At 45.9% G+C, this 25,221-nt stretch carries 24 protein-coding genes and 1 tRNA gene; 24 read left to right on the top strand and 1 reads right to left on the bottom strand.

Features of this window, described 5'->3' with window-relative positions; translation table 11 throughout:
* The first annotated feature begins 8 nt into the window (after nt 1-8).
* From hisD to J7E35_RS00765, 13 genes are all read left to right on the top strand, one after another.
* Entirely contained in the window at nt 9-1,274 is a 1,266-nt protein-coding gene (hisD, locus tag J7E35_RS00825) for a histidinol dehydrogenase (protein WP_214776391.1), read from the top strand.
* A gap of 20 nt (nt 1,275-1,294) precedes the next feature.
* Entirely contained in the window at nt 1,295-1,882 is a 588-nt protein-coding gene (gene hisB, locus J7E35_RS00820; protein ID WP_214776312.1) for an imidazoleglycerol-phosphate dehydratase HisB, read from the top strand.
* 98 nt (nt 1,883-1,980) lie between these two features.
* On the top strand, nt 1,981-2,619 hold the full coding sequence (hisH, locus tag J7E35_RS00815; protein WP_214776311.1) for an imidazole glycerol phosphate synthase subunit HisH: 639 nt from the start codon (nt 1,981-1,983) through the stop codon (nt 2,617-2,619).
* Nucleotides 2,619-3,350 carry a 1-(5-phosphoribosyl)-5-[(5-phosphoribosylamino)methylideneamino]imidazole-4-carboxamide isomerase gene (gene hisA, locus J7E35_RS00810; RefSeq protein ID WP_214776310.1) on the top strand — a complete coding sequence of 244 codons (732 nt, stop codon included), beginning with the start codon at nt 2,619-2,621 and terminating at the stop codon, nt 3,348-3,350. Before hisH ends, hisA begins: the two co-directional genes overlap by 1 nt.
* The gene (hisF, locus tag J7E35_RS00805) at nt 3,350-4,108 is read left to right on the top strand and encodes an imidazole glycerol phosphate synthase subunit HisF (RefSeq protein ID WP_214776309.1); all 759 of its coding nucleotides are present in this window, start codon (nt 3,350-3,352) and stop codon (nt 4,106-4,108) included. The genes hisA and hisF overlap by 1 nt, the downstream gene beginning before the upstream one ends.
* Complete coding sequence (gene hisIE / locus J7E35_RS00800; RefSeq protein ID WP_214776308.1) at nt 4,105-4,797, top strand: bifunctional phosphoribosyl-AMP cyclohydrolase/phosphoribosyl-ATP diphosphatase HisIE; 693 nt, start codon at nt 4,105-4,107, stop codon at nt 4,795-4,797. The genes hisF and hisIE overlap by 4 nt, the downstream gene beginning before the upstream one ends.
* A gap of 479 nt (nt 4,798-5,276) precedes the next feature.
* On the top strand, nt 5,277-6,785 hold the full coding sequence (locus J7E35_RS00795) for a tetratricopeptide repeat protein (protein WP_214776307.1): 1,509 nt from the start codon (nt 5,277-5,279) through the stop codon (nt 6,783-6,785).
* Nucleotides 6,786-7,198: 413 nt separating this feature from the next.
* Nucleotides 7,199-8,149, top strand: a complete 951-nt coding sequence (gene trxB, locus J7E35_RS00790; RefSeq protein ID WP_214776306.1) for a thioredoxin-disulfide reductase — start codon at nt 7,199-7,201, stop codon at nt 8,147-8,149.
* A 531-nt stretch (nt 8,150-8,680) separates the two neighbouring features.
* A complete protein-coding gene (locus J7E35_RS00785) occupies nt 8,681-9,139 on the top strand; it encodes an NUDIX hydrolase (RefSeq protein WP_214776305.1) in 459 nt (152 codons plus the stop codon).
* Between the two features lie 31 nt (nt 9,140-9,170).
* Nucleotides 9,171-10,064, top strand: coding sequence for an RNase adapter RapZ (rapZ, locus tag J7E35_RS00780; RefSeq protein WP_214776304.1), 894 nt, complete (start codon nt 9,171-9,173; stop codon nt 10,062-10,064).
* Nucleotides 10,061-11,044: a gluconeogenesis factor YvcK family protein gene (locus J7E35_RS00775; protein ID WP_214776303.1), complete on the top strand. Its 984-nt coding sequence runs from the start codon at nt 10,061-10,063 to the stop codon at nt 11,042-11,044. Before rapZ ends, J7E35_RS00775 begins: the two co-directional genes overlap by 4 nt.
* Before the next feature lie 124 nt (nt 11,045-11,168).
* Nucleotides 11,169-12,116: a DNA-binding protein WhiA gene (whiA, locus tag J7E35_RS00770; RefSeq protein ID WP_214776302.1), complete on the top strand. Its 948-nt coding sequence runs from the start codon at nt 11,169-11,171 to the stop codon at nt 12,114-12,116.
* A gap of 23 nt (nt 12,117-12,139) precedes the next feature.
* Entirely contained in the window at nt 12,140-12,397 is a 258-nt protein-coding gene (locus J7E35_RS00765; RefSeq protein ID WP_041967465.1) for an HPr family phosphocarrier protein, read from the top strand.
* A gap of 49 nt (nt 12,398-12,446) precedes the next feature.
* On the opposite strand, the gene clpP is transcribed toward J7E35_RS00765, so the two are convergent.
* On the bottom strand, nt 12,447-13,052 hold the full coding sequence (clpP, locus tag J7E35_RS00760) for an ATP-dependent Clp endopeptidase proteolytic subunit ClpP (protein ID WP_214776301.1): 606 nt from the start codon (nt 13,050-13,052) through the stop codon (nt 12,447-12,449).
* Nucleotides 13,053-13,414: 362 nt separating this feature from the next.
* Here clpP and J7E35_RS00755 point away from each other — a divergent pair.
* The 11 genes from J7E35_RS00755 (at nt 13,415) to J7E35_RS00705 (ending at nt 25,217) form a co-directional block, all read left to right on the top strand.
* Nucleotides 13,415-13,486, top strand: a tRNA-Arg gene (locus J7E35_RS00755).
* A gap of 646 nt (nt 13,487-14,132) precedes the next feature.
* A complete protein-coding gene (gene rpoN / locus J7E35_RS00750) occupies nt 14,133-15,476 on the top strand; it encodes an RNA polymerase factor sigma-54 (protein WP_214776300.1) in 1,344 nt (447 codons plus the stop codon).
* Nucleotides 15,477-15,507: 31 nt separating this feature from the next.
* Nucleotides 15,508-15,768, top strand: coding sequence for a glutaredoxin family protein (locus J7E35_RS00745; protein ID WP_214776299.1), 261 nt, complete (start codon nt 15,508-15,510; stop codon nt 15,766-15,768).
* Nucleotides 15,769-15,948: 180 nt separating this feature from the next.
* Complete coding sequence (locus tag J7E35_RS00740) at nt 15,949-16,917, top strand: sugar-binding transcriptional regulator (RefSeq protein WP_483297643.1); 969 nt, start codon at nt 15,949-15,951, stop codon at nt 16,915-16,917.
* Between the two features lie 49 nt (nt 16,918-16,966).
* On the top strand, nt 16,967-17,974 hold the full coding sequence (gap, locus tag J7E35_RS00735; RefSeq protein ID WP_214776297.1) for a type I glyceraldehyde-3-phosphate dehydrogenase: 1,008 nt from the start codon (nt 16,967-16,969) through the stop codon (nt 17,972-17,974).
* A 128-nt stretch (nt 17,975-18,102) separates the two neighbouring features.
* Nucleotides 18,103-19,287, top strand: a complete 1,185-nt coding sequence (locus J7E35_RS00730) for a phosphoglycerate kinase (RefSeq protein WP_214776296.1) — start codon at nt 18,103-18,105, stop codon at nt 19,285-19,287.
* Nucleotides 19,288-19,714: 427 nt separating this feature from the next.
* Complete coding sequence (tpiA, locus tag J7E35_RS00725) at nt 19,715-20,476, top strand: triose-phosphate isomerase (protein WP_214776295.1); 762 nt, start codon at nt 19,715-19,717, stop codon at nt 20,474-20,476.
* Nucleotides 20,469-22,007 carry a 2,3-bisphosphoglycerate-independent phosphoglycerate mutase gene (gpmI, locus tag J7E35_RS00720; RefSeq protein WP_214776294.1) on the top strand — a complete coding sequence of 513 codons (1,539 nt, stop codon included), beginning with the start codon at nt 20,469-20,471 and terminating at the stop codon, nt 22,005-22,007. Before tpiA ends, gpmI begins: the two co-directional genes overlap by 8 nt.
* A 12-nt stretch (nt 22,008-22,019) precedes the next feature.
* Complete coding sequence (gene eno, locus J7E35_RS00715; RefSeq protein ID WP_214776293.1) at nt 22,020-23,318, top strand: phosphopyruvate hydratase; 1,299 nt, start codon at nt 22,020-22,022, stop codon at nt 23,316-23,318.
* 746 nt (nt 23,319-24,064) lie between these two features.
* Nucleotides 24,065-24,298: a preprotein translocase subunit SecG gene (secG, locus tag J7E35_RS00710; protein WP_102264285.1), complete on the top strand. Its 234-nt coding sequence runs from the start codon at nt 24,065-24,067 to the stop codon at nt 24,296-24,298.
* Between the two features lie 172 nt (nt 24,299-24,470).
* On the top strand, nt 24,471-25,217 hold the full coding sequence (locus tag J7E35_RS00705; protein ID WP_214776292.1) for an alpha/beta hydrolase: 747 nt from the start codon (nt 24,471-24,473) through the stop codon (nt 25,215-25,217).
* The last annotated feature ends 4 nt before the right edge of the window (nt 25,218-25,221 follow it).

Here is a 25,221-nt window from a genome sequence, read left to right as displayed (position 1 = left end):
ATTCTCCCATGGAGATTTTACAGATAGATGGAAGTCTGTCACTCAAACGGACCGTCGATGGCGGTACGGAAGAGCAGCGAAAAGCCGTACAGAATATAATCGCGGAAGTCCGGGCTTCAGGTGACCTGGCAATCAGGAATTTTACTGAAAAATTCGATGCAGTGGCGCTCGATGATTTTCTGGTGACAGATGAGGAAATCTCGGATGCATATAAAACGGTCAGCAGCCAGCTTGTGGACATCATCGCTGAGGCAGCTGACAATATACGTAAATACCACGAAAAACAGCTGCGCCCTTCTTGGATGACGACTGAGGAAAATGGCACTATGCTTGGCCAGAAGGTGACACCGCTCGATTCTGTCGGTGTGTATGTGCCTGGCGGGACAGCCGCTTATCCTTCATCAGTCTTAATGAATGTCATTCCGGCAAAAACAGCAGGTGTCGAACGGATTGTGATGGTATCACCGCCTGGACGGGACGGAAAGCTTCCGGCAGGCGTGCTCGTTGCCGCAGATATTGCCGGGGTAAAAGAAATTTATAAAGTCGGTGGAGCACAGGCAATTGCCGCCCTGGCATACGGGACTGAAACGATCAATCCGGTCGATAAAATCACTGGTCCGGGAAACATTTATGTCGCCCTCGCCAAGCGTGAGGTTTTCGGAGACGTCGCGATTGACATGATCGCCGGACCAAGCGAAATTGGCATCCTGGCTGACGAAACAGCACGGGCCAATGAAATTGCGGCCGATCTGCTTTCTCAGGCCGAGCATGATCCTCGGGCATGTGCGGTATTAGTGACCATATCACGTACGCTTGCTGAAGACGTACAAAATGAAGTATATAAGCAGCTTTCGCAACTGCCTAGAAAAGAGATTGCTACACAGGCAATCGAAAACTTCGGGGCAATTTATGTGGCAGCTGATATGGAAGAAGCAGTCAGCGCCATCAACCAGCTTGCACCGGAGCATTTGGAAATCGTCACGGACAATCCGATGGAGCTTCTGGGAAAAATAAAGCACGCTGGCGCGATTTTCCTTGGGAGATACAGCTCAGAGCCTGTAGGTGATTACTTTGCCGGACCGAACCATGTCCTGCCTACCAATGGGACAGCGCGCTTTTCAAGCCCGTTGAGTGTCGAGGATTTCCAAAAGAAGTCCAGCATCATCCTTTACAGTGAGAAAGCGATGAATGACAATGGTGCAAAGATTGCCGAGTTCGCAAGGCTTGAAGGCTTGGAAGCCCACGCCCGGGCTGTGGAGGCAAGACTAAAATAGTTAAGATGGAGGGAATGCTCATGGAACGCGCCGCAACGGTGAATCGATATACGAATGAAACAAAGATAGATCTTGATTTTAGCATCGATGGCGAGGGTAAAACGGAACTGGAGACCGGTGTGCCTTTTCTTTCCCATATGCTCGATTTATTCGCCAAGCATGGCCAGTTCGATTTGAAAGTGGATGCGAAGGGGGATGTTGAGGTGGATGGACACCATACCACCGAAGATATCGGCATCTGCATCGGACAGGCGCTTCGCGAAGCACTTGGCGATAAAAAAGGAATCAAACGCTATGGAAATGCTTTTGTCCCAATGGATGAGGCACTGGCGCAGGTAGTCATCGATCTCAGCAACCGCCCGCACCTAGAAATGCGCGCAGAATTTCCTGCTCAGCAGGTTGGCACTTTCGATGTGGAGCTGGTCCACGAGTTCCTGTGGAAACTGGCGCTTGAGGCAAGGATGAACCTGCATGTCATCGTCCATTATGGAAAAAATACTCACCACATGATTGAAGCAGTATTCAAAGCCCTTGGCCGTGCGCTTGATGAAGCGACGACCATCGATCCGCGGGTAAAAGGCGTTCCTTCATCGAAGGGGATGCTGTAAGGAATTAGACCGATTATCTGGTCTGCAGCATGCAAAGGAAATCTTTGATCTTGAAGCGAGGATATAACACGCAATCTGTAAAGGAAGGAAGTTAGCTCATGATTGGCATCGTCGATTACGGCATGGGGAATCTGTTCAGCGTCAGCAAAGCGCTCGAACGGTTGGAAGCGCCATACTTTATCTCACAATATAAGGGCAATTTGATGGAAGCAGATGCACTGCTTGTCCCAGGTGTCGGTTCATTCCGTGATGCAATGGAAGTATTGAACCGTACCGGTTTGACGGAAATGATCCAGGCTTTCGCCGCTACCGGCAAGCCAGTGCTCGGAATCTGCCTGGGCATGCAGCTGTTGTTCGAAGAAAGCACGGAAAATGGCCTGACGAAGGGCTTGAACCTGCTGCCAGGAAAAGTGGAGCGTTTTACCGGCCAGACGGCAGCAGGGGAAAGCTATAAAGTTCCGCATATGGGCTGGAACAAGCTTCGTTTTACCGGAGAGTCGCCTTTGGTGGCATCAGTTAGTGAAGATTATGTGTACTTTGTCCATTCCTATTATGTAAAAACAAACGACCCAGAAGTCCTGGTAGCAGTCGGCGACTATTATGATGTAGAAGTGCCGGCCATCGTTGGCAGGAACAATATCTTCGGGATGCAATTCCATCCGGAAAAAAGCAGCGATATGGGCATGGCGCTGCTCCGCAATTTTGCCAACCTTGCAACAGAAAGGAAGTCTGAATAATGAATTTCACAATCTACCCGGCGATCGACATGCGCGGCGGAAAATGTGTCCGGCTGCTGCAAGGTGATTATGACAAGGAAACTGTTTATGGAGATTCCCCTTTTGAAATGGCGAAGAAATTCGCTGATGAAGGGGCAGAGTGGATTCATATGGTTGACCTCGATGGCGCAAGGGACGGCAAGCGGGTCAATGACAAATCTGTCATCCAGGCTGCGCAGGAGCTTGGTGTGAACATCCAGATCGGCGGCGGCATCCGCAGTGAAGCAGACATTAATCACTATCTTGAAAATGGAGTCACCCGTGTCATCATCGGCAGCATTGCCGTTTCCAATCCAGAGTTCGCTGAGGAAATGGTCAGGAAATATGGCGCGAAAATTGCTATCGGCCTAGATGCGAAAGACGGGTTCGTCGCGACACATGGCTGGCTGAATACTTCAGAGGTAAGTGCTGTCGAGCTTGGCAAAAGATTCGCCTACGCCGGAGCAGAGACATTCATTTTTACCGATATCGCTACAGATGGCACGCTTGCAGGACCGAACGTCGAAGCAACCCGCAAGCTTGCCCAGGAAACGGGCAAAAGCGTCATCGCTTCCGGCGGCGTCAGCTCGCTTGACGATTTAGCTGCTCTCCGGCAGCTTAGCGAAGATGGCGTCAGCGGCGCGATTGTCGGAAAAGCCATTTATGAAGGTCGTTTTTCGGTAAAATCTGCGCTGGAAGCGGGGAATGCCTGATGTTAAGTAAACGGATCATTCCCTGTCTAGATGTAAAAGAGGGACGCGTCGTAAAAGGAGTGCAATTTGTCCAGCTCCGCGATGCCGGCGATCCTGTCGAGCTTGCGCGTTTTTACGATGAGCAAGGAGCCGATGAGCTCGTTTTCCTTGATATATCGGCTTCCGTTGAAGGAAGGAAGACAATGGTCGAGGTGGTCAGGGAAGTAGCGTCAGAGCTGGCCATCCCGTTCACAGTCGGCGGCGGCATCAACACACTTGAGGATATGAAGAGGATGCTTCGTTCAGGTGCTGATAAAGTATCCTTGAACACCGCAGCTGTCAACAATCCAAAACTAATCGCAGAAGGCTCTGATTTCTTTGGTGCCCAGTGCATTGTCGTCGCCATCGATGCAAAGTACGACCCTGAGCTCGAATCGTGGCGGGTATACACCCATGGCGGCCGTAAGCCGACCGAGTGGGAAGTGATTCAATGGGCGAAAGAGGCTGTCCGCCTTGGGGCAGGCGAAATCCTGCTGACAAGCATGGACAGTGATGGTGAAAAGAAAGGCTTTGACCTGGCATTGACCCGTGCCGTCAGTGAAGCGGTGACTGTCCCCGTGATTGCCTCAGGCGGTGCCGGAAACGCCGACCATTTTGCCGACGCTTTTACCGAAGGAAAAGCTGATGCCGCACTGGCTGCATCGATCTTCCACTACCGTGAAACCTCTGTAAAAGAAGTAAAATCCCATCTCCGTGAAAAAGGAGTGATTGTAAGATGAAACTCGAAAAAATAAAATTCGATGCCAATGGCTTGATTCCCGCAGTCGTCCAGGATGCAGCGACACTTGAAGTCCTGACGGTTGCATATATGAATGAAGAATCCCTCGCCAAGTCGATTGAGACACGAGAAACCTGGTTTTACAGCCGTTCCCGCCAGGAGCTCTGGCATAAAGGCGCAACAAGCGGAAATACCCAAAAAATCGTCGAAATCAAATATGATTGTGATGGTGACGCCCTTGTGGTGCTCGTCGAACCAGCCGGGCCGGCATGCCATACTGGTGCTGTCAGCTGTTTTTCAGAGAATCTTCTGGAGCGTCCCGATGCACGTGATTCACTGGAGTTTACAGAAAGCACCCTGAAGCGTTCCGCAGATCAGCTCGCTTCACTGGGCGATTTCGCCGTCATGCTCGAGCTGGAAAAAACAATCCGCAAGCGTGAACAGGACATGCCGGAAGGCGCCTATACCACCTATCTATTTGAAAAAGGCGTCGACAAGATTCTGAAAAAAGTCGGTGAAGAAGCCGCGGAAGTCATCATCGCCGCAAAAAATCGCGATCCCGAAGAGTTGAAGTGGGAAGCCGCCGACCTGCTCTACCACCTGATGGTCTTGCTGCAGGAACAGAAACTGCCGCTGAAAGAAGTATTGGCAGTATTGAATAAAAGGAAGAAGCCCAGCGCAGAAGAATAGATTGCGCTGGGTTTATTTTTGCTCCGGAGCCTGATTTTCAGCAGGAAAAATGTAATTTTTCACATTAATTAAGCATTCAAGGTGGAAAATTTCAAAAGTACTGCACTTTTGAGAACGATTAAAGGCCATATATAGAGTGAAAAGGTAATTGGAAAAATTATTCTCTTAATAGAACCCTTTAATTGCCCGATCATGGGCCATTATCTCCTAATCAACCGTAATAATCTCCCGAAAAACGGGCGGAATCTCCCGAACAACAGCAATAATCGTGCCTTTGACCATATTATGGAAAACCGAACAGTGCTAAATCATATACAAAGCCCGCACCACATTTTAAAATCCACACCTTCTCGAACACTCTGTCCGTATGTTATACTACATTAGTTAAAGTTGCTTCGATATAACACTGTTTGTGTATTCTTATACAATTCAAAGGTTCAAAAGGATATAGTTTTACTAAAATACAAATGGAGGATCACATGGGAAAAGACTCTAAAGCAATGAAGCAAAAAGGCCAATTGCTGTCATTCGTTCCTACTGGTGAGTATTATTTCACCAAAGGGGTCAAGGCTTTCCACAGGCGGGACCTTAAAAAGGCTGAGAAGTATTTCCAGCGTGCGATGCATCTCGAGCCTGGCGAGCCGATGATCGTTTGCCAGCTGGCAATCGTACAGTCGGAGCTTGGTGAATACCAGCAGTCTAACCGCCTATTGCGCTTGGTCCTCGAAGAACTTGATGAAAACATGGCCGAGTGCCATTATTTCTTAGCGAATAACTACGCTCATATGGGTTTGTTCCGGGATGCGTTCAGGCATGCTAATCTATATTTGGAAATGAATGAAGACGGCGAGTTTGCAGAAGATACGAATGATCTGCTTGAGCTTCTCACGATGGAAGCGGAAGAGATGGATGAAGATTATTATGAAGAGGATGACCTGATCGTCAAGCAGGAGGAAGCCCGCAACCATCTGGAATCCGGCGAGTTTCCAAAGGCAATCGAGATCTTCCAGGAGGTCATCGAGGAGTATCCTGAATACTGGTCAGCTTACAATAATCTGGCGCTGGCGTATTTTTACCTTGGCGAGACCATCAAGGCGCGTGACATCCTGAATGATGTGCTTGAGCGGAACCCTGGCAATCTGCATGCTTTATGCAATGCTCTTGTGTTTGCGCATTACCAGGGACAGGAGAAGGAAGGCCAGGATCTAAAGGACTCCCTGGAAAAAATACATCCGATCCACGTTGAACACCAGTTCAAGCTTGGCGCCACATTTGCGCTGGTCGGCGAGTACGACCTGGCATACCGCTGGCTGAAAAAGCTGCAAAAAACTGGTTTTGAAGGCGATGGTGCTTTCTATTACTGGCTGGCGCATGCTTCCTATTTTACCGGCAGGGAAAATACAGCAGTGTCTGCATGGAAAAAGGTGCTCGAGTTCAGTCCTGAAAAAGAGGGAATGGAGCCTTGGGCTGACAAACCGGGAGTAAAGTTCGAAACGCAGGTTTCGGCGATTCTGAACCAGCTGAACAGCGATTATCCAGAGGAGCGCCTTTTTGCGCTATTCCTTACATCTCTATCCGCTAAAAAGAAGGAAATTCTCGCAGCGGAGACGTCAACGGATAAAATGACCGAAATGGAAAAGTCATACCTTGCGTATGTGGCATCAGGCAAATTGAGCAGCAAGGAAGATGAAGTAAAGGGCGCGCATGAAACGGCAAAGCTCCTTTATGACCACCACCAGCCGATCGGGAAAAATGAAGCTGGGGTATACATCATGTGGTTCTCGGTATTCGAGCAGGCATCAGAAGCTGGCTATGACTTCAAGAACAAAAAAGCATGGGCCGCAGCAGTTGATTATCTCTGGGATAAGCTGAGAAATATCAAGACTTCAAAAGCGACAGTAGCGAAAAAATACGGATTGTCCGTATCGACTCTGTCCAAATATATAAATTTGGCAAACGAGTTTCTACATGAAGAAGACAGCATTTAAGAGGGTAAACTAAGTCCGAGCAATCGAGACGAGGTTTACCCTTTTCTCGTTTTTAAAGGCTGTTTTCGTAAAGGTTGTTGTTAAAATCCTAAAGCCGATTTTAACGTATTATAAGGCCATTTTGCAGGTCGGTATTAAGTTTGCATGCTTTTTTCTCACAAAGGAGTCAATTTTGCGGAGAAAAATGGGTCATTTGATTTTATTTTGTAGTCAAAAGCAACAAAGTTTGAGAAAAGAGCCTTTTTAAAATATACAGAAGAGAGTATTGTGAAACTATATGTCAATTCCGTGAACTTAAGCATATTTTTGGACTATGCGCCACTTGTTTTATAGGATATGTTTAGGCAGGAAATACTAATTATGGTATGATATCGAAAATTAACGGATTATGAAATTCAAAGGAGTTGTACACCATGTCAGAAGAGAAAATTTACGACGTCATTATCATCGGAGCTGGTCCGGCTGGAATGACGGCTGCTGTTTATACTTCACGTGCGAACTTGTCGACATTGATGCTCGAGCGGGGCGTGCCGGGCGGACAAATGGCCAATACTGAAGAAGTTGAAAACTATCCAGGCTTTGGCCACATTCTTGGACCTGAGCTTTCCACGAAAATGTTCGACCACGCGAAAAAGTTTGGTGCGGAATATGCTTACGGTGATGTAAAAGAAGTTATCGACGGCAAGGAATATAAAACAATCAAGGCCGGCAACAAGGAATATAAGGCGCGTTCCATCATCATCTCGGCAGGGGCGGAGTACAAAAAGCTTGGCGTTCCTGGCGAGCAGGAGCTTGGCGGCCGAGGGGTTTCTTACTGTGCGGTTTGTGACGGCGCATTCTTCAAGGGCAAAGAACTTGTTGTTGTCGGCGGCGGAGACTCAGCGGTAGAAGAGGGCGTTTACTTGACTCGCTTCGCGTCAAAAGTGACAATCGTTCACCGCCGTGAAGAGCTTCGTGCGCAAAAAATCCTTCAGGACCGCGCATTTGCCAATGATAAGATTGATTTCATCTGGAATCATACTGTTAAGCAAATCAACGACAAGGATGGCAAGGTCGGCAGCGTGACTCTTGTTTCAACCCAGGATGGAGCTGAGCAGGAATTCACGGCTGATGGGGTATTCATCTACATTGGAATGGTTCCATTGACAAAGCCATTCGAAGGTCTTGGCATCACGAACAGCAATGGTTATATCGAAACGAACGAGCGGATGGAAACGAAAGTGCCAGGTATTTTTGCAGCGGGTGACATCCGTGAAAAAACACTTCGCCAAATTGTTACAGCGACTGGCGATGGAAGTATCGCTGCTCAAAACGCACAGCATTATGTCGAAGAATTGATCGAAGAATTGAAAGCAAACGCATAAAATAAATGCCAGACCCGCTGGATTCGATTCAGCGGTTTTTTAAAGGGCTTTTTCCAATCCGATGGTAAAAACATCATGTCTCGGCATAAATTAACAAAACGTAATTATTTATTAATTCTACTGTAACAGTAGTGAAACAATCATGGGGTATTATAGGAATAGAAATTGACCCCCTTTTAAAAATATAATCCTTTGACAGCACAGGTTATCCTGTGCTCTTTTTTTTGCATAAAAGTGAAACAGCCTTTTATAAAGGATTATAACACCATAAAAAAAGTTGAAATTTCAATTGGCTGTTCCCGCTTAATCCTTAACAAAAATATCATCTTTGTATTCATTGTGGCGAAAAACTAAAAATAGTATAATGGAAAGAATAAAAGTTCGGCTAATTAACAGGACTGTTTTTTTTCATAGGCAGCTTTAGGATACTGATTAGACTTAAAAAACAGTGTGAAAAAACAGCATAGATCAGGAATACTTTTAAAGTGTCTAACTTGCTCTTGCGCAAGCACATATAAAGAGGTGGATTTGATGCAGCGAGTGACGAATTGTGTTTTAGTAAAAGATGATAAAATTTTACTGCTGCAAAAGCCGCGCCGAAATTGGTGGGTGGCTCCAGGCGGAAAAATGGAACCAGGAGAAACCGTGAAGGATTCATGTGTCCGGGAATTCCGTGAAGAAACAGGAATTTATCTCCGCAATCCGCAAATTAAAGGGATTTTTACATTTGTCATCAAGGAAGATGATCAAGTCGTCTCGGAATGGATGATGTTCACGTTTTACGCGACTGAGGCAGATGGCATCAATCTTGATGAATCGGAGGAAGGCACGATTTCCTGGCATGAGCTTGACAGTATCAAAGACCTGCCAATGGCTGCGGGAGATTATCACATCCTGGAATACATGGTCCATGGACAAGGAATTATCTATGGCACTTTTACTTATACACCGGAATTTGAGCTGATCAACTACAGGCTCGATCCAAATTGATAACATAAATAATTTGCAGGGGGAAAGAGAAATGAGTACCGGTTCAAGCACTGATACCCAGCTCGTGATCATAACAGGTATGTCCGGCGCAGGTAAGACTGTTGCCATTCAGAGCTTCGAAGACCTAGGTTTTTTCTGCGTTGATAACCTGCCGCCGACATTGCTGCCGAAATTCCTGGAGTTAATGAAGGAATCTGGCACAAAAATGAACAAAGTGGCACTCGTCATGGATTTACGAGGTCGCGAATTTTTTGATTCTTTATTCAAAGCCCTGGATGAACTGGCTGAAACTTCATGGGTGACACCGCAGGTATTGTTCCTTGACGCGGATGATTCCACTCTTGTGCGCCGCTATAAGGAAACGAGACGTTCGCACCCGCTTGCTCCGTCAGGACTGCCGCTCGAAGGCATCCAGCTTGAACGCGAGCTTTTGGAGGAGCTGAAGGGCAGGGCGCAGCTTATTTATAAAACAACGGGCATGAAACCGAAGGACCTCCGCGAAAAAATCCTTGAGGAGTTCTCGGTCAACAAGAAGACCATTTTCACCGTGAACGTCATGTCCTTTGGATTCAAGCATGGGATACCGATTGATGCAGACCTTGTTTTTGACGTCCGCTTTTTGCCGAATCCGCATTACATCGAGCACATGCGACCGAAAACTGGTCTTGATGAAGACGTGTCGACATATGTTTTAAAATGGAATGAGACTTCCAAGTTCCTGGAAAAGGTGACGGATTTGCTTGGTTTCATGCTCCCGCACTATAAGCGGGAAGGAAAGGCGCAGCTCATCATTGCCATTGGCTGCACAGGCGGCCAGCATCGTTCCGTGGCCTTGGCTGAACATATCGCCAAGTTTTTCGAGAAGGACTATCATACACGTGTAACCCACCGTGATATCGATAAAAGGCAGGGACTTCCAAAATGATGAATGAGGGACTGCCAAGAATCGTCATCATCGGGGGTGGAACCGGACTCCCAGTCCTGCTGAGGGGCTTGAAAAAGCATCCTGTCGACATTACTGCGATTGTCACGGTTGCTGATGATGGCGGCAGCTCCGGCCGATTGCGGGAGGATATGCATATACCTCCGCCCGGTGATATCCGGAATGTCCTTGCGGCGCTATCTGATGTGGAACCATTGATTGAAGAGATGTTTCAGCACCGGTTCAATACAGCCAATGAATTGTCCGGCCATTCACTCGGTAATTTGATCCTGGCTGCGATGACGTCGATCACCGGCAATTTTGTCCACGCAATCCAGGAAATGAGCAAGGTCCTGAATGTTCGCGGGAAAGTACTGCCGGCAGCAAACAGGAGTGTCATGCTCAATGCTGTCATGGAGGATGACAGTATTGTCAGGGGAGAGTCCAAGATTCCTTACTCAGGAAAACGGATTAAAAGAGTCTTTTTGAATCCGGAAGGCGTAAAGCCCTTGCCAGAAACTCTCCAGGCCATAAGGGAAGCAGATTTAATTGTGATCGGGCCTGGGAGTTTGTATACAAGCATCCTGCCTAACTTGCTCGTTAAGAGACTTGGCAAGGAAGTGTGCAAAGCGAAGGCGCGGAAGGTGTATATTTGCAACCTGATGACCCAGGCGGGAGAGACGCATGACTTTGCTGCCAGTGACCATATAAAGGCTATCTATGACCACATGGATTGTGCGTTTATTGATACGATCCTTGTGAACAGTGAGACAATCCCGCCGGATGTCGAGCTCCGCTATAAGGAAGAGCTTGCCCAGCCTGTCCATTTTGACCTTGACCGGCTAACGTCTCTGGGAATTGAAGTCGTACAGGATGAAATCGCAGAGCTCGATGGCAATGTCATCAGGCATGATACAAAAAAAGTTTCAGAAATTTTATATTCTATGATAATAGATGAAACCAAAAAGAGATATAACGCGTAAATATAGGGTGCAAGCGTTTGTCTCTCTTTTGGGAATGGGTGCTCAGGGTATTATTGGGCGCCTCAGCTAAAAATACAAATCAGCTGCTGCTTCTGTCAGCACTGTGTAGCCAGGGGGTGAGAAGGTGTCGTTCGCTTCGGAAACAAAAAAGGAACTTACGAATATTGACGTAAAGGGCTGCTGCGCTGACGCGGAATTGTCGGCTTTAATCCGGATGAATGGTTCCCTTTCCTTCTCAAATCGCAAACTCATCGTAGACATACAGACGGAAAATGCCGCGATTGCCAGGCGTATCTATACCTTGATCAAGAAAAGTTATCAGGTTCAGGTAGAGCTTCTGGTGCGAAAAAAGATGCGGCTGAAAAAGAATAATGTTTATATTGTCCGCCTTAAGGAATCAGCCAGGGAAATTCTGGAGGATTTAAAGATTATAGGAGAAGGATTTGAAATAATCCATGATATTTCGCCTGCTCTCGTGAAAAAGAAATGTTGTAAGCGTTCTTATTTAAGAGGCGCTTTTCTCGCGGGAGGTTCTGTAAACAATCCGGAGACATCCTCCTATCATTTGGAGATTGCCTCGATGTACCAGGAGCATAATGAATCATTATGTGAACTGATGAATACGTTCGGGCTTAACAGCAAAACGCTTGAGCGGAAAAAAGGCTTCATCACTTATTTGAAGGAAGCGGAAAAAATCACGGAGTTTCTGAACATCGTTGGCGCCCATAATGCGCTGCTGCGGTTCGAGGATATCCGGATTGTCCGCGACATGAGAAACTCGGTTAATCGTCTTGTGAATTGTGAAACAGCTAACTTGAATAAAACCATTGGTGCCGCACTAAGACAGGTAGAGAATATCCGCTACATACGGGATACCGTCGGCCTGCAAATTTTGCCGGATAAACTGAGGGAAATCGCACAGCTCCGAGTCGACTACCAGGATGTCACCCTTAAAGAGCTGGGCGAGATGGTAAGCGGAGGGACAATCAGCAAATCAGGAATCAATCACCGGCTGAGAAAGATCGATGAAATAGCGGATAAACTGCGCGCCGGGCAAATAATAAATAAATAGAGGGCTAGAGGAGGAAAAAAGCAATGGTGGAAAAACAGGTAGAAGTAAAATTGAAAACTGGTTTACAGGCTCGCCCTGCAGCATTATTCGTGCAGGAAGCTAACAGGTTCTCATCTGATATATTTTTAGAGAAGGACGGCAAAAAGGTGAATGCGAAGAGCATCATGGGATTGATGAGTCTTGCTGTAAGCGCAGGCGCATCCGTAAACCTGATCGCCGAAGGCAATGATGAAGAAGAAGCAGTGGAAAAGCTGGCTGAATATATCCAGAAAGAAAACTGATAAACAAAAAACTCGCTCCTGACTGACAGGAGCGAGTTTTTTATACATCTTATTTATCTTTCTTTTCTTCAAGAACGTTGCGAGTGATGATCTGGTCAACAAGACCGTATTCCTTCGCGCGCTCAGCTGTCATGAAGTTATCGCGTTCTGTATCCCTTGCGATTACATCTAGAGACTGGCCCGTACGCTCTGACAAGATATTATTCAGCTTGTCACGAAGGAAGAGGATACGCTTAGCGGCGATTTCGATTTCTGTCGCCTGTCCCTGAGCACCGCCCAGTGGCTGGTGAATCATGACTTCTGCATTTGGAAGTGCGTAACGCTTGCCTTTTGTGCCAGCAGCGAGAAGGAATGCACCCATTGAAGCAGCCATACCGATACAGATTGTTTGTACATCCGGCTTGATGAACTGCATAGTATCGTAGATTGCCATGCCGGCAGTGATGCTGCCGCCCGGGCTATTGATGTAGATGGAGATGTCCTTTTCCGGATTTTCAGCTTCCAGGAAAAGCAGCTGGGCTACGATTGAATTGGCAACATTGTCGTCAATCCCGCTTCCAAGCATAATGATGCGATCCTTTAAAAGGCGGGAATAAATGTCATATGCCCTTTCGCCCCGATTCGTTTGTTCAATAACTGTAGGAATCAAGTTCATGTTTGTTTTCCTCCTTTAACGTAAGATCATTGACTGTATTTTTAAAGGCATTACACATCTTTAAAAATACAGTTAACTGCCCTTAAAAGGCAGCTTGCAGGCTGGCATAAACTGGTTTGTTTGCCAGAGCACTTATGTAGTTTCATGATACACGCATGGTCAATAAAGGTCAAACGAATCGCTTGCAATAGCAGCAAAAACTGTTCGACATTAATGTATATTCCAATTTACTGTACCGTATCCATCTTACCCAAGATTGTATTTTTTAAACAAGAGCAATGGCCGAGTTTCCAAAAAAAACTTCCTTGCAAAGCGGGTAAACTTACCCTATAATAGGTAAGCGTAACGCCAACTTCAACCATGCCCTCGTGGTGCAACGGATAGCACGTAAGATTCCGGTTCTTGAGATGTGGGTTCGATTCCTGCCGAGGGCGTAAAATACTTAATTCAAATGGCTTTTGAGAGTACTCAGATAAAACTGTCCAAGTTTTGTCCGATCTCTTCGAAAGCCTTTTTTATATTCTTTTGGCTGTTTTCGTAAAGGTTGTTGTTAAAATCCTAAAGCCGATTTTAACGTAATGTAAGCTATTTTGCAGGTCGTTATTAAGTTTGCATGCTCTTTTCTCACAAAAGAGTAAACTTTTCGATTAAAAATAGGTCATTCAATCCTATTTTGTAGTCAATAACAACAAAGTTTGAGAAAAGAGCCATTCTTTTTTACCTGGGAGGCTGCTCTGTAAAGTAGAAGGCGCTTTACTGAGCTTTTTGGCAAGCTTAATACCTTTATCAAAAATCGAAATCACTATTTATTTACAATAATCCCCCTGGGTTTTTCCTAATATTTGGATGACGGCATGATTATTGCTGCTGTTCGGGAGAATCCGTTCCATTTTCGGGAGATTATTCCGTTTGATTGGGAGAATACGCCCGGTGTTCAGGTAATTAACGTGTTCCATTAAGAGAATAATTTTTCCAGTCATCTTTTTTCAGATTTCTCTATGTCTTTTCCCGGCCAATGCCAAATTCTTTCCATACACCAAAGCCTGTTTATCATGTAAAATGAGTGCAGGGGTGATTTGGATGGATATGAAAGCTGGTTTATGGCAAAAGCAGACCTTAAAATTGGCGATGACTCAGGAGCTGACCCAGGCAATCGCGCTCTTGCAATACTCAGCACAGGAGCTTGCGGCCTTTCTTGAAGCTAAATCAATGGAAAATCCCCTGATGCAAGTAGACTTTAAAAACATCTCAAATTTTGATGCCAGTATGGACAGCACTCGAAAAACGAGAAGAAAAACATTCGAACGGGACCAGAAAAATTTAATTGAGCAGATCGGCGGCGGAGCAACAGATACGCTCGAAGACTATCTGCTATCACAATTAAACTTGTTAAAAGCCAGTCCTGAGGAAAAACTGATTTTACATGAATTGATTGAGAACATAGATGAAAACGGTTACTTGACTCTCGAAAAAGAAAACCTTGTTAAAAGGTTCAGCGTGGAGGAAGAGATTATTGATTCTGCTTTTTTCAAGCTTCAGTCACTGGATCCTGCTGGAATTGCAGCTAAGGATCTGCAGGAGTGTCTGTTGCTGCAAATAATGAGGCAAAAACGGACACCGGAAAACGAGCTGGCACTGACGATCATCCGTGACCACTTCTTTCTTTTTGCGGAGAAAAAATGGAAAGCGCTGGCGAAGATGCTGGGGGTCGAACCAAAGGATATCCAGAGAGTCCATGACGAGATACAAAAGCTCAATCCGAGACCAGGAGCTGCCTTCCAACGTGAAAGACTTGCCTATATCGTTCCGGATGTAGTGGTCAAGCATGAAGGCGGCGAACTCTCTGTAAGCGTGTTTGATAAATTGATTCCAAAGGTTTCTTTTAACGATGGATATTTTCGGCAGCTGTCTGCGCACGGGGACCCTGAAGTCAATAAATTCCTCCAGGAAAAGCAGGGGGATTACCAGTGGATCAGGCGCAGCCTGGAACAGCGGAAGGAAACGCTGTTGAAGGTCTCGATGAAAATCATTGAAAAACAGCCCGACTTCTTTTTAAAAGGCCCTGCACATATGAAGCCAATGACAATGAGGGAAGTGGCCGATGAGCTCGAAATCCATGAATCAACGGTAAGCCGCACTGTCCGCGAAAAATACATGCAGACACCAGCCGGCACATTCGAATTGAAATCATTTTTTACAAGCGCGATCGCTACCACAGAGAACGACCAGGCTTCCTCGCAAAAAGTAAAAGCGGCCATCGAGCAGTATATTAAAGAGGAAGATAAAAAGAAGCCCATTTCAGATCAAAAACTAGTTGAAATGCTGGAAGAGACTGAGGGCATGGTCGTCTCAAGAAGAACCGTCGCTAAATACAGGGACCAGCTGGGCATACCTTCGTCGTCGAAACGGAAGCGGTTTGATTAAGAGGTCTGATCAGTTAGAAAAGGAGACAAACATGCAAAAAACAGTCAAACTATACTCCCGACCGCGCTGCCATCTGTGCGAGAACGCCAGGGAGATTCTCGCAGACTTACAACAGCAATGGAATTTTACAATAGAAGAAATCAATATAGACCTTGATGACGAGCTTGTTGAGAAGTATGGAATCATGATTCCGGTGATCGAATTGGACGGTGAAGAGCTCCAATACGGCATCATTAACAAAATGTTCATAAGTGAAGCGTTTTCACGAAAAAACCTTGAATTTAAAAGTTGATTAAGGTTTTCACTCCTGTTAGAATGAATTTTGTAGCAGGGGTGATTTTTTTTACCGCGAGTGGGACATAATATGTCTTAGCGGGACATTTTAAGTCCAACGCCGGAAAAGGAGAATATCAACATGGACTTTTCTCTCATTGATATTCAAAAAAGAATATTGCCCGATTTATTGCAAGTTATGCAAAAACGATACCTCATCCTGCAGTACATAAACGTGATGCAGCCAGTTGGCAGGAGAAACCTTTCAGTCAGTCTTAATCTGACCGAACGGGTTTTGCGTTCTGAGGTGGAGTTTTTGAAGGACCAGAATCTGATCTCGATGTCAGGACAAGGAATGACACTGACACAAGAGGGAAAAGATATACTGGAAAGTCTTGAAAGAGTAATGCGGGACATTATGGGTATAAACACATTAGAGCGCCAGCTTCAGGAGCGCATGGACATCCGGAGAGTGATTGTTGTCCCGGGGGACAGCGACCGGTCGCCATGGGTGAAAAGTGAGCTGGGGCGGGCCACAGCCGATTGCATGAAAGATCTTCTCCAAAGCAAAAATATAATTGCTGTGACCGGGGGATCGACAATGGCGGCTGTTGCGGATATGCTGCCGCCCGACTTCGGCGAGAAGGACCTACTGTTTGTGCCGGCAAGAGGCGGTATTGGTGAAGACGTCAAGAATCAGGCAAACACGATTTGCGCAATCATGGCCGATAACACGAATTCGCGGCACCGGGTATTCTACGTACCCGACCAGGTCAGCACTGAGGTATATAAGTCCTTCATTAAAGAACCGCTGATTTATGAGGTTTGGAATTTAGTTAAATCAGCAAGCATGGTTTTACATGGTATTGGAGACGCTATTACAATGGCGGAACGTCGCAATACCAGCCCGGAGGATCTACATAAGATTCTCGATGGAAATGCAGTTGGCGAGGCTTTCGGCTACTATTTCAACGAAGCCGGGGAAATCGTCCACAAAGTGCTGACGATCGGTCTCCAAATGGACGATCTCAAAAATATAGGGGATGTCATTGCTGTTGCCGGCGGAGAATCAAAGGCAAAGGCGATCAGAGCCTATATGAAGCAGGCACCTTCCTCAACGATCCTGATCACGGATGAGGGCGCCGCTAAAACATTGTTACAAGGGTAACACCTTAATATAAACAACATCTTTATAGGAATCAAAGGAGGAAATACACATGGCAGTAAAAGTTGGTATTAACGGATTTGGAAGAATTGGACGCGTAGTTTTCCGCGCAGCATTGAACAACCCTAACGTAGAAGTAGTAGCAGTTAACGATTTAACTGATGCAAACATGCTTGCTCACCTTTTAAAATATGACACAGTTCACGGAACTTTGAACGAAGACGTAAAAGTTGATGGTGACTACCTTGTAGTTGCAGGACAACGCGTTAAAGTTTTAGCTGAAAGAGATCCTGCACAACTTGGCTGGGGCGACCTTGGCGTAGAAGTAGTAGTAGAATCAACTGGACGTTTCACTAAGCGTGCTGACGCTGCGAAACACCTTGAAGCAGGAGCAAAGAAAGTTATCATTTCTGCTCCAGCATCTGACGAAGATATCACAATCGTTATGGGTGTTAACGACGACAAGTACGATGCAGCTAACCACCATGTAATCTCGAATGCATCTTGTACAACAAACTGCCTGGCTCCATTTGCAAAAGTATTGAACGACAACTTCGGCATCAAGCGCGGTATGATGACAACTGTTCACTCTTACACAAATGACCAGCAAATTCTTGACCTTCCGCACAAAGACTACCGTCGTGCTCGTGCAGCTGCGGAAAACATCATTCCTACAACAACTGGTGCTGCAAAAGCAGTTTCTCTAGTATTGCCTGAGCTTAAAGGCAAATTGAACGGTGGAGCTATGCGTGTTCCAACTCCTAACGTATCATTGGTTGACCTTGTTGCAGAGCTTGACAAAGACGTAACAGTTGAAGAAATCAACGCTGCATTCAAGAAAGCTTCTGAAGGCGACCTTAAAGGAATCCTTGGCTACAGCGAAGAGCCGCTTGTATCAAGCGACTACAACGGCAACGCATACTCTTCTACAATCGATGCACTTTCAACAATGGTTATGGAAGGCAGCATGGTAAAAGTAATCTCTTGGTACGACAACGAGTCTGGTTACTCTAACCGCGTAGTTGACCTTGTTGATTTCATCGCTAAAAAAGGTCTGTAAGCTTAGATTGGATAAACCATCCAATATTGACTATAATGTAGTGGGATGAAAAGGGGAGCGGGGTAATTCCCTCTCCTCTTTTCCTGCTTAATCGCGCATTTGCGCTATTCTAAAGGAGGTCTCTAGCCTTGAACAAAAAGACAGTAAAAGATGTGGATGTAAAAGGAAAACGAGTTTTTTGCCGCGTTGATTTCAACGTGCCGATGAAGGATGGGCAGGTAACGGATGAAACAAGAATCCGTGCAGCGCTTCCAACGATCCAGTACCTGGTTGACCAGGGAGCTAAAGTCCTTCTTGCAAGCCACCTTGGCCGTCCAAAAGGGCAGGCTGTTGAAGAATTGCGTTTGACTCCGGTAGCAAAGCGTTTGTCTGAGCTGCTTGGCAAGGATGTTAAGAAAACAGATGAAGCATACGGCGAATCTGTAAAATCCGAAATCGACAGCATGAACGAAGGCGACGTCCTGCTTCTTGAGAATGTCCGTTTCTATCCAGGCGAAGAGAAAAATGATCCTGAACTTGCAAAGGCATTTGCAGAGCTTGCAGATGTATATGTAAACGATGCATTCGGAGCTGCACACCGCGCGCATGCTTCAACAGAAGGCATCGCCAAATACATTCCTGCTGTATCAGGCTTCTTGATGCAAAAAGAACTTGATGTGCTTGGAAAAGCATTATCAAATCCTGAGCGCCCATTCACAGCCATTATCGGCGGCGCGAAGGTTAAAGATAAGATCGGCGTAATCGACAACCTATTGGAAAAAGTAGATAACCTGATCATCGGCGGCGGACTAGCTTATACATTCGTAAAAGCACAGGGCCACGAAATCGGAAAATCTCTTTTAGAAGAAGATAAAATCGAATTGGCTAAAAGCTTCATGGAAAAAGCAAAGGCAAAAGGCGTTAACTTCTACATGCCTGTAGATGCGATCGTTGCCGATGATTTTTCTGCTGATGCGAATACAAAGGTCGTAGCGATTGAAGAAATTCCTGCAGACTGGGAAGCTCTCGATATCGGGCCTAAGACAGCTGAAACCTACAGCGATGTCATTAAAAAGTCTAAATTGGTCATCTGGAATGGACCAATGGGAGTTTTTGAAATCGATAAGTTCGCACAAGGAACAAAAGCTGTTGCACAAGCTTTAGCCGATGCTAACGATACATATTCGGTCATCGGCGGAGGCGACTCTGCAGCAGCAGTAGAAAAATTCGGCCTAGCAGAAAAAATGAGCCACATCTCCACAGGCGGCGGAGCATCCCTTGAATTCATGGAAGGCAAGCAGCTGCCAGGCGTCGTGGCATTGAACGATAAGTAAGATTTGAGTTTAGCAGGAGCTATGATGGCAGCAATGTAAGGGTGCGGATCCTGACCATTGTCAACGTTTAGCTCTATTGAAAAGATGGCTCTGTTAAAGCCCAATAATGACCTTTAGCATCCTGTTGATTGTAGTGGAAGGCGCGAAGACTCCTCCGAAAATGCTAATGCATTTCCATCGTGCGTGGGCATATTCGAGGAAGCTTATTCAATGTCCTGCGGGAGCATGGGTTAGGGGAGACCCCGCAGGAGTGAAACGACGAGGAGGCTCCCTGAGCCACCCGCGGAAAGCGAAGCGCCTGGAACGGAAATCAACAGCCTATATTAACAGAGCCTGCAATTATAAGTGATAAGCCCAACATCCAGAGGTTTTTTTAAAAAGCATTACAACGCTGTATTAAACAGCAATCTTGAAAGGAAGTGTCAGCATGCGAAAACCTATCATTGCAGGTAACTGGAAAATGCATAAAACGCTGCCTGAAGCAAAGGATTTCATCGAAAAAGTTAGCGGACTTGTACCTTCAAAGGACAAGGTTGAATCTGTAGTATGTGCTCCAGCTTTGTTCCTTGGACAGCTGGTCGAGCTTACACAGAATTCAGACGTTGAAATCGGTGCGCAAAACATGCACTTTGAAGAAAGCGGAGCTTTTACAGGTGAAGTCAGCCCGAAAGCACTGCAGGACATCGGCGCTAAATACGTGGTCATCGGTCACTCTGAACGCCGTGAAATGTTCAATGAAACAGATGACACAGTGAATAAAAAGACTTTGTCTGCATTCAAATACAATCTGACTCCGATCGTTTGCTGCGGAGAAACCCTTGAGCAGCGCGAAAACGGCGAAACAAATGAGTTTGTTGGCGGCCAGATCAAAGCAGCTCTAAATGGCCTGACAGAAGAACAGGTTAAGCAGACTGTCATCGCTTATGAGCCAATCTGGGCAATTGGAACAGGTAAATCTTCTACTGCAGAAGATGCGAATGAAACTTGCGCGCACATCCGCAAGGTGGTTGCAGAGCAATTTTCACCAGAAGTGGCTGAAGCGGTCCGCATCCAATACGGCGGCAGCGTGAAGCCGGCTAACATCAAGGAATACATGTCACAGCCTGACATCGACGGCGCATTGGTCGGCGGAGCAAGCCTTGAAACTGATTCCTTCTTGCAGCTATTGGAGGCAGGTACGAATGAGTAAACAGTCACCAACAGCTTTGATCATTCTGGACGGTTTTGCATTGCGTGGCGAACGGATGGGTAATGCCGTTGCCCAGGCAAAAAAGCCGAATTTTGACCGCTACTGGAACCACTTTCCTCATGCGCAATTAATTGCTAGCGGGGAAGCGGTCGGCCTGCCAGAAGGCCAAATGGGTAACTCGGAAGTTGGACACCTGAACATCGGTGCCGGCCGTATCGTGTACCAGAGCCTTACACGCGTGAATATTTCGATTCGTGAAGGTGAATTCGAAAAAAATGAAACATTCCTTGCAGCGATCAAGCATGCGAAGGAAAAGGGCACTGCCCTTCATTTGATGGGCTTGCTGTCTGACGGCGGCGTGCACAGCCATATTGAGCACATGTTTGCTCTATTGAAGCTTGCTGCCAGCGAAGGTCTGGAAAAAGTGTATGTACACGGATTCCTTGACGGACGCGATGTCGGACCGAAAACAGCACCTGGATATATCGAACATACACTTGAAAAGATGAACGAAATCGGTGTCGGTGAATTTGCGACAATTTCTGGGCGATACTATTCTATGGACCGCGACAAGCGCTGGGAACGTGTAGAGAAATCCTACCGTTCAATGGTGTACGGCGACGGACCAACGTATTCAAACCCTATGGAATTAATCGAAGATAACTATAATAACGGAATCTTTGATGAGTTCGTTGTCCCATCTGTGCTTGTGCGCCCGGATGGATCACCGGTTGCGACGGTTCAGAACGACGATGCTGTGATTTTCTACAACTTCCGTCCTGACCGCGCAATCCAGATTTCCAACACTTTTACAAACAAAGACTTCCGTTCATTCGACCGAGGCGAAGGGCACCCTGAAAACCTTCACTTTGTCTGCTTGACTCACTTCAGTGAGACGGTTGACGGTTATGTAGCGTTCGAGCCATCAAACCTTGATAACACGGTCGGTGAAGTGATTTCCCAGGCTGGAATGACTCAGCTTCGTATTGCTGAAACGGAAAAATATCCGCACGTAACGTTCTTCATGAGCGGCGGACGTGAGCAGGAATTCCCTGGAGAAAAGCGGATTCTGATCAACTCGCCAAAGGTTGCAACATATGACTTGCAGCCGGAAATGAGCGCTAATGAAGTAACTGAGGCATTGCTCAAGGAAATCGAAGCTGAAAACTTTGATGCGATTTTATTGAACTTTGCGAACCCTGACATGGTTGGACACTCAGGCATGCTCGAGCCGACCATCCAGGCTATCGAAACTGTTGACGAATGCCTAGGCCGCATCGTTGACCTGATTGTTTCAAAAGGCGGTACTGCGATCATCACTGCTGACCACGGAAACGCGGATGAAGTCGTAACGCTTGAAGGAAATCCAATGACGGCCCACACAACAAATCCAGTGCCTGTCATTGTCACAAAAGAAGGCGTTGAGCTTCGTGAAGACGGAATTCTCGGGGATCTTGCCCCAACCATATTGGAACTGCTAGGACTGGATAAGCCAGCAGAAATGACAGGAACATCATTAATTAAAAAATAAGGAGAGATTACTATGCCATTCATTACAGACGTATACGCACGTGAAGTATTAGATTCCCGCGGTAACCCAACAGTTGAGGTAGAAGTTTTCACAGAATCAGGCGCATTCGGACGCGCACTAGTTCCAAGTGGTGCTTCAACTGGTGAATACGAAGCTGTTGAGCTTCGTGACGGCGACAAAGGCCGCTACCTTGGCAAAGGTGTATTAAAAGCAGTTGAAAACGTGAACGATATCATCGCTCCATTCTTGGTTGGCGAAGAGTTCAACGTTCTAGATCAGAACGGAATCGACATGGCGCTAATCGAATTAGATGGCACTGAAAACAAAGGCAAGCTTGGCGCTAACGCCATCCTTGGCGTTTCCATGGCTGTTGCGCACGCTGCTGCAGACTATCTTGACCTTCCTTTATATCAATACCTTGGCGGATTCAACTCCAAGCAGCTTCCAGTTCCAATGATGAACATCGTAAACGGCGGCGAGCACGCTGACAACAACGTTGACATCCAGGAATTCATGGTCATGCCTGTTGGCGCTGAAAACTTCCGTGAAGCACTTCGCATGGGTGCGGAAATTTTCCACAGCCTGAAGGCAGTTTTAAAAGAAAAAGGCTTGAACACAGCTGTAGGCGACGAAGGCGGATTCGCTCCAAACCTAGGTTCAAACGAAGAAGCACTTCAAACAATCGTAACGGCTATCGAAAAAGCAGGCTACAAGCCAGGCGAGCAAATCATGCTGGCTATGGACGCTGCATCTTCTGAGTTCTACAACAAAGAAGACGGCAAGTACCACCTTTCTGGTGAAGGCGTAGTTAAAACTTCTGCAGAAATGGTAGACTGGTACGAAGAAATGGCTTCAAAATACCCAATCATCTCAATCGAAGACGGTTTGGATGAAAACGACTGGGAAGGCCACAAGCTATTGACTGAGCGCCTTGGCGGAAAAGTCCAGCTTGTTGGTGACGACCTGTTCGTTACAAACACGAAGAAGCTTGCTCAAGGTATCGAGCAAGGCGTTGGCAACTCTATCCTGATCAAAGTTAACCAAATCGGTACTTTGACAGAAACTTTCGACGCAATCGAAATGGCGAAGCGCGCAGGATACACAGCTGTTATCTCTCACCGCTCTGGTGAAACTGAAGATTCAACAATCGCTGACATCGCTGTTGCAACAAACGCTGGCCAGATCAAGACTGGTGCACCATCACGTACAGACCGCGTAGCGAAGTACAACCAGCTTCTTCGCATTGAGGACCAGCTTGGCGAAACAGCTCGCTTCAACGGAATCAAATCTTTCTACAACCTTAAGAAGTAATTTTACGAGGTAAAGTCGCCATTGGTGCGATTAAACCCTGTAATACCAGGACACCGGCGGCATGACGATGCTGCCGGTGTTTTTTTGTTCCATCAAGAGCAAGTGGGCACATTTATAGGTATATGAGACATCAAGTTTAATGGACATTTTGAGCGAAGGAGTCTTCCAAAATGTCTAAAAAAAGGGGTTTAATGGACATTTTGAGTAAGGAGGCCTTTCAAAATGTCTAAAAAAAGGGGTTTAATGGACATTTAGAGCGAAGGAGTCTTTCAAAATGTCTAATAAAAGAGGTTTAATGGACATTTTGAGTAAGGAAGCCTTTCAAAATGTCTAAAAAAAGGGGTTTAATGGACATTTAGAGCGATGGAGTCTTTCAAAACGTCTAATAAAAGAGGTTTAATAGACATTTCGAGTAAGGAAGCCTTTCAAAATGTCTAATAAAAGGGGTTTAATGGACATTTTGAGCAATGGAGTCTTCCAAAATGTCTAATAAAAGAGTTTTAATAGACATTTCGAACAAGGAAGCCTTTCAATTTCTAAAAAGAGAAGTTTGTATGATATTTAGAGCAGGTAACCCTATCAAAATTTCTAGTATGCAAAAATTTGATTAAAGGAATCGAGCGCAAACTCCCTATAAGCTTTGTTTTTAACTCATTTAATCCTCAACAATTCAGACAAGTATTGTTTCATTCCTGAAAATGTGATAAATTTAAAATACTGTTAGCAGTTTTATCGGGAGGTACGTCATGCATACATTGTTAGTTGTTCTTTTAGTGATCGTCAGCATTGCTCTTATTGGAGTTGTTCTTCTTCAATCAGGCAAGAGTGCTGGTCTGTCCGGTGCGATTTCCGGCGGCGCTGAGCAATTGTTCGGTAAGCAGAAGGCAAGAGGCCTTGACCTTGTCTTGCACCGTGTTACGATCGTGTTGTCTGTTTTATTCTTTGTTTTGACTATTGCCGTTACTTATTTCGAACTATAATACACACATTGACCCGGCTTCAATAGAGGCCGGGTTTTATTGTGTTTACATAAGCAAAACTCTCACATATTTCTTTTGAATATGGGTATTTACATATATAAAGGCTTTTAATTGAATGTTACAAGCATGTTTGTTAAAACTAAGGAAGATATCTGATAGAGGGAGTAGGAAAATGAGAAAGTTAGTGCCAAGACCTTTTACATTTAAAGCTGGAAAAAGAGCGGTATTGCTGCTGCATGGATTTACCGGCAATTCTGCAGACGTCAGGATGATGGGCAGATTTTTAGAAGGAAAAGGATATACATGCCATGCGCCTGTGTTTAAAGGACATGGTGTACCGCCTGAAGAACTGATACATACTGGTCCTGAGGATTGGTGGCAGGATGCGCTTGATGGCTATGAATTCCTTAAGAATGAAGGCTATGAAGAGATTGCTGTAGCCGGTTTGTCACTGGGCGGTGTCCTTTCACTGAAACTCGGATATACCAAGCCGTTAAAGGGAATCGTGCCGATGTGCGCACCAATGCATCTTAAGACGGAAGAATTGATGTACCGCGGTGTGCTTGAGTATGCGCGCGAATATAAGAGGATGGAAGGCAAGCCTGAGGATCAAATCGAGGCAGAGGTAAAGGAACTCGAACAGAAATCGATGGCCACTTTAAAAGACCTCCAGGAACTGATCAAGGAAGTCCGTGGAAGCATCGACCTGATTTATACACCGACTTTTGTCGTCCAGGCTCGCCATGACATTATTATCGACCCAGACAGCGCCAATATCATCCATGACAACATCGAGTCTGAACATAAAAAGTTAAAGTGGTATGAGGAATCAGGGCATGTCATCACTCTTGATAAAGAACGGGATCAGCTGCACGAAGATGTTTACGAGTTTCTCGAGTCATTAAATTGGAAAGAATAAAAAC

The organism is Bacillus sp. ISL-45 (genome assembly GCF_018613195.1).
Lineage (GTDB): Bacteria > Bacillota > Bacilli > Bacillales > Cytobacillaceae > Mesobacillus.
Note: the sequence above shows the minus strand (reverse complement) of the source record. Positions and strands in the feature narration are given on the sequence as shown.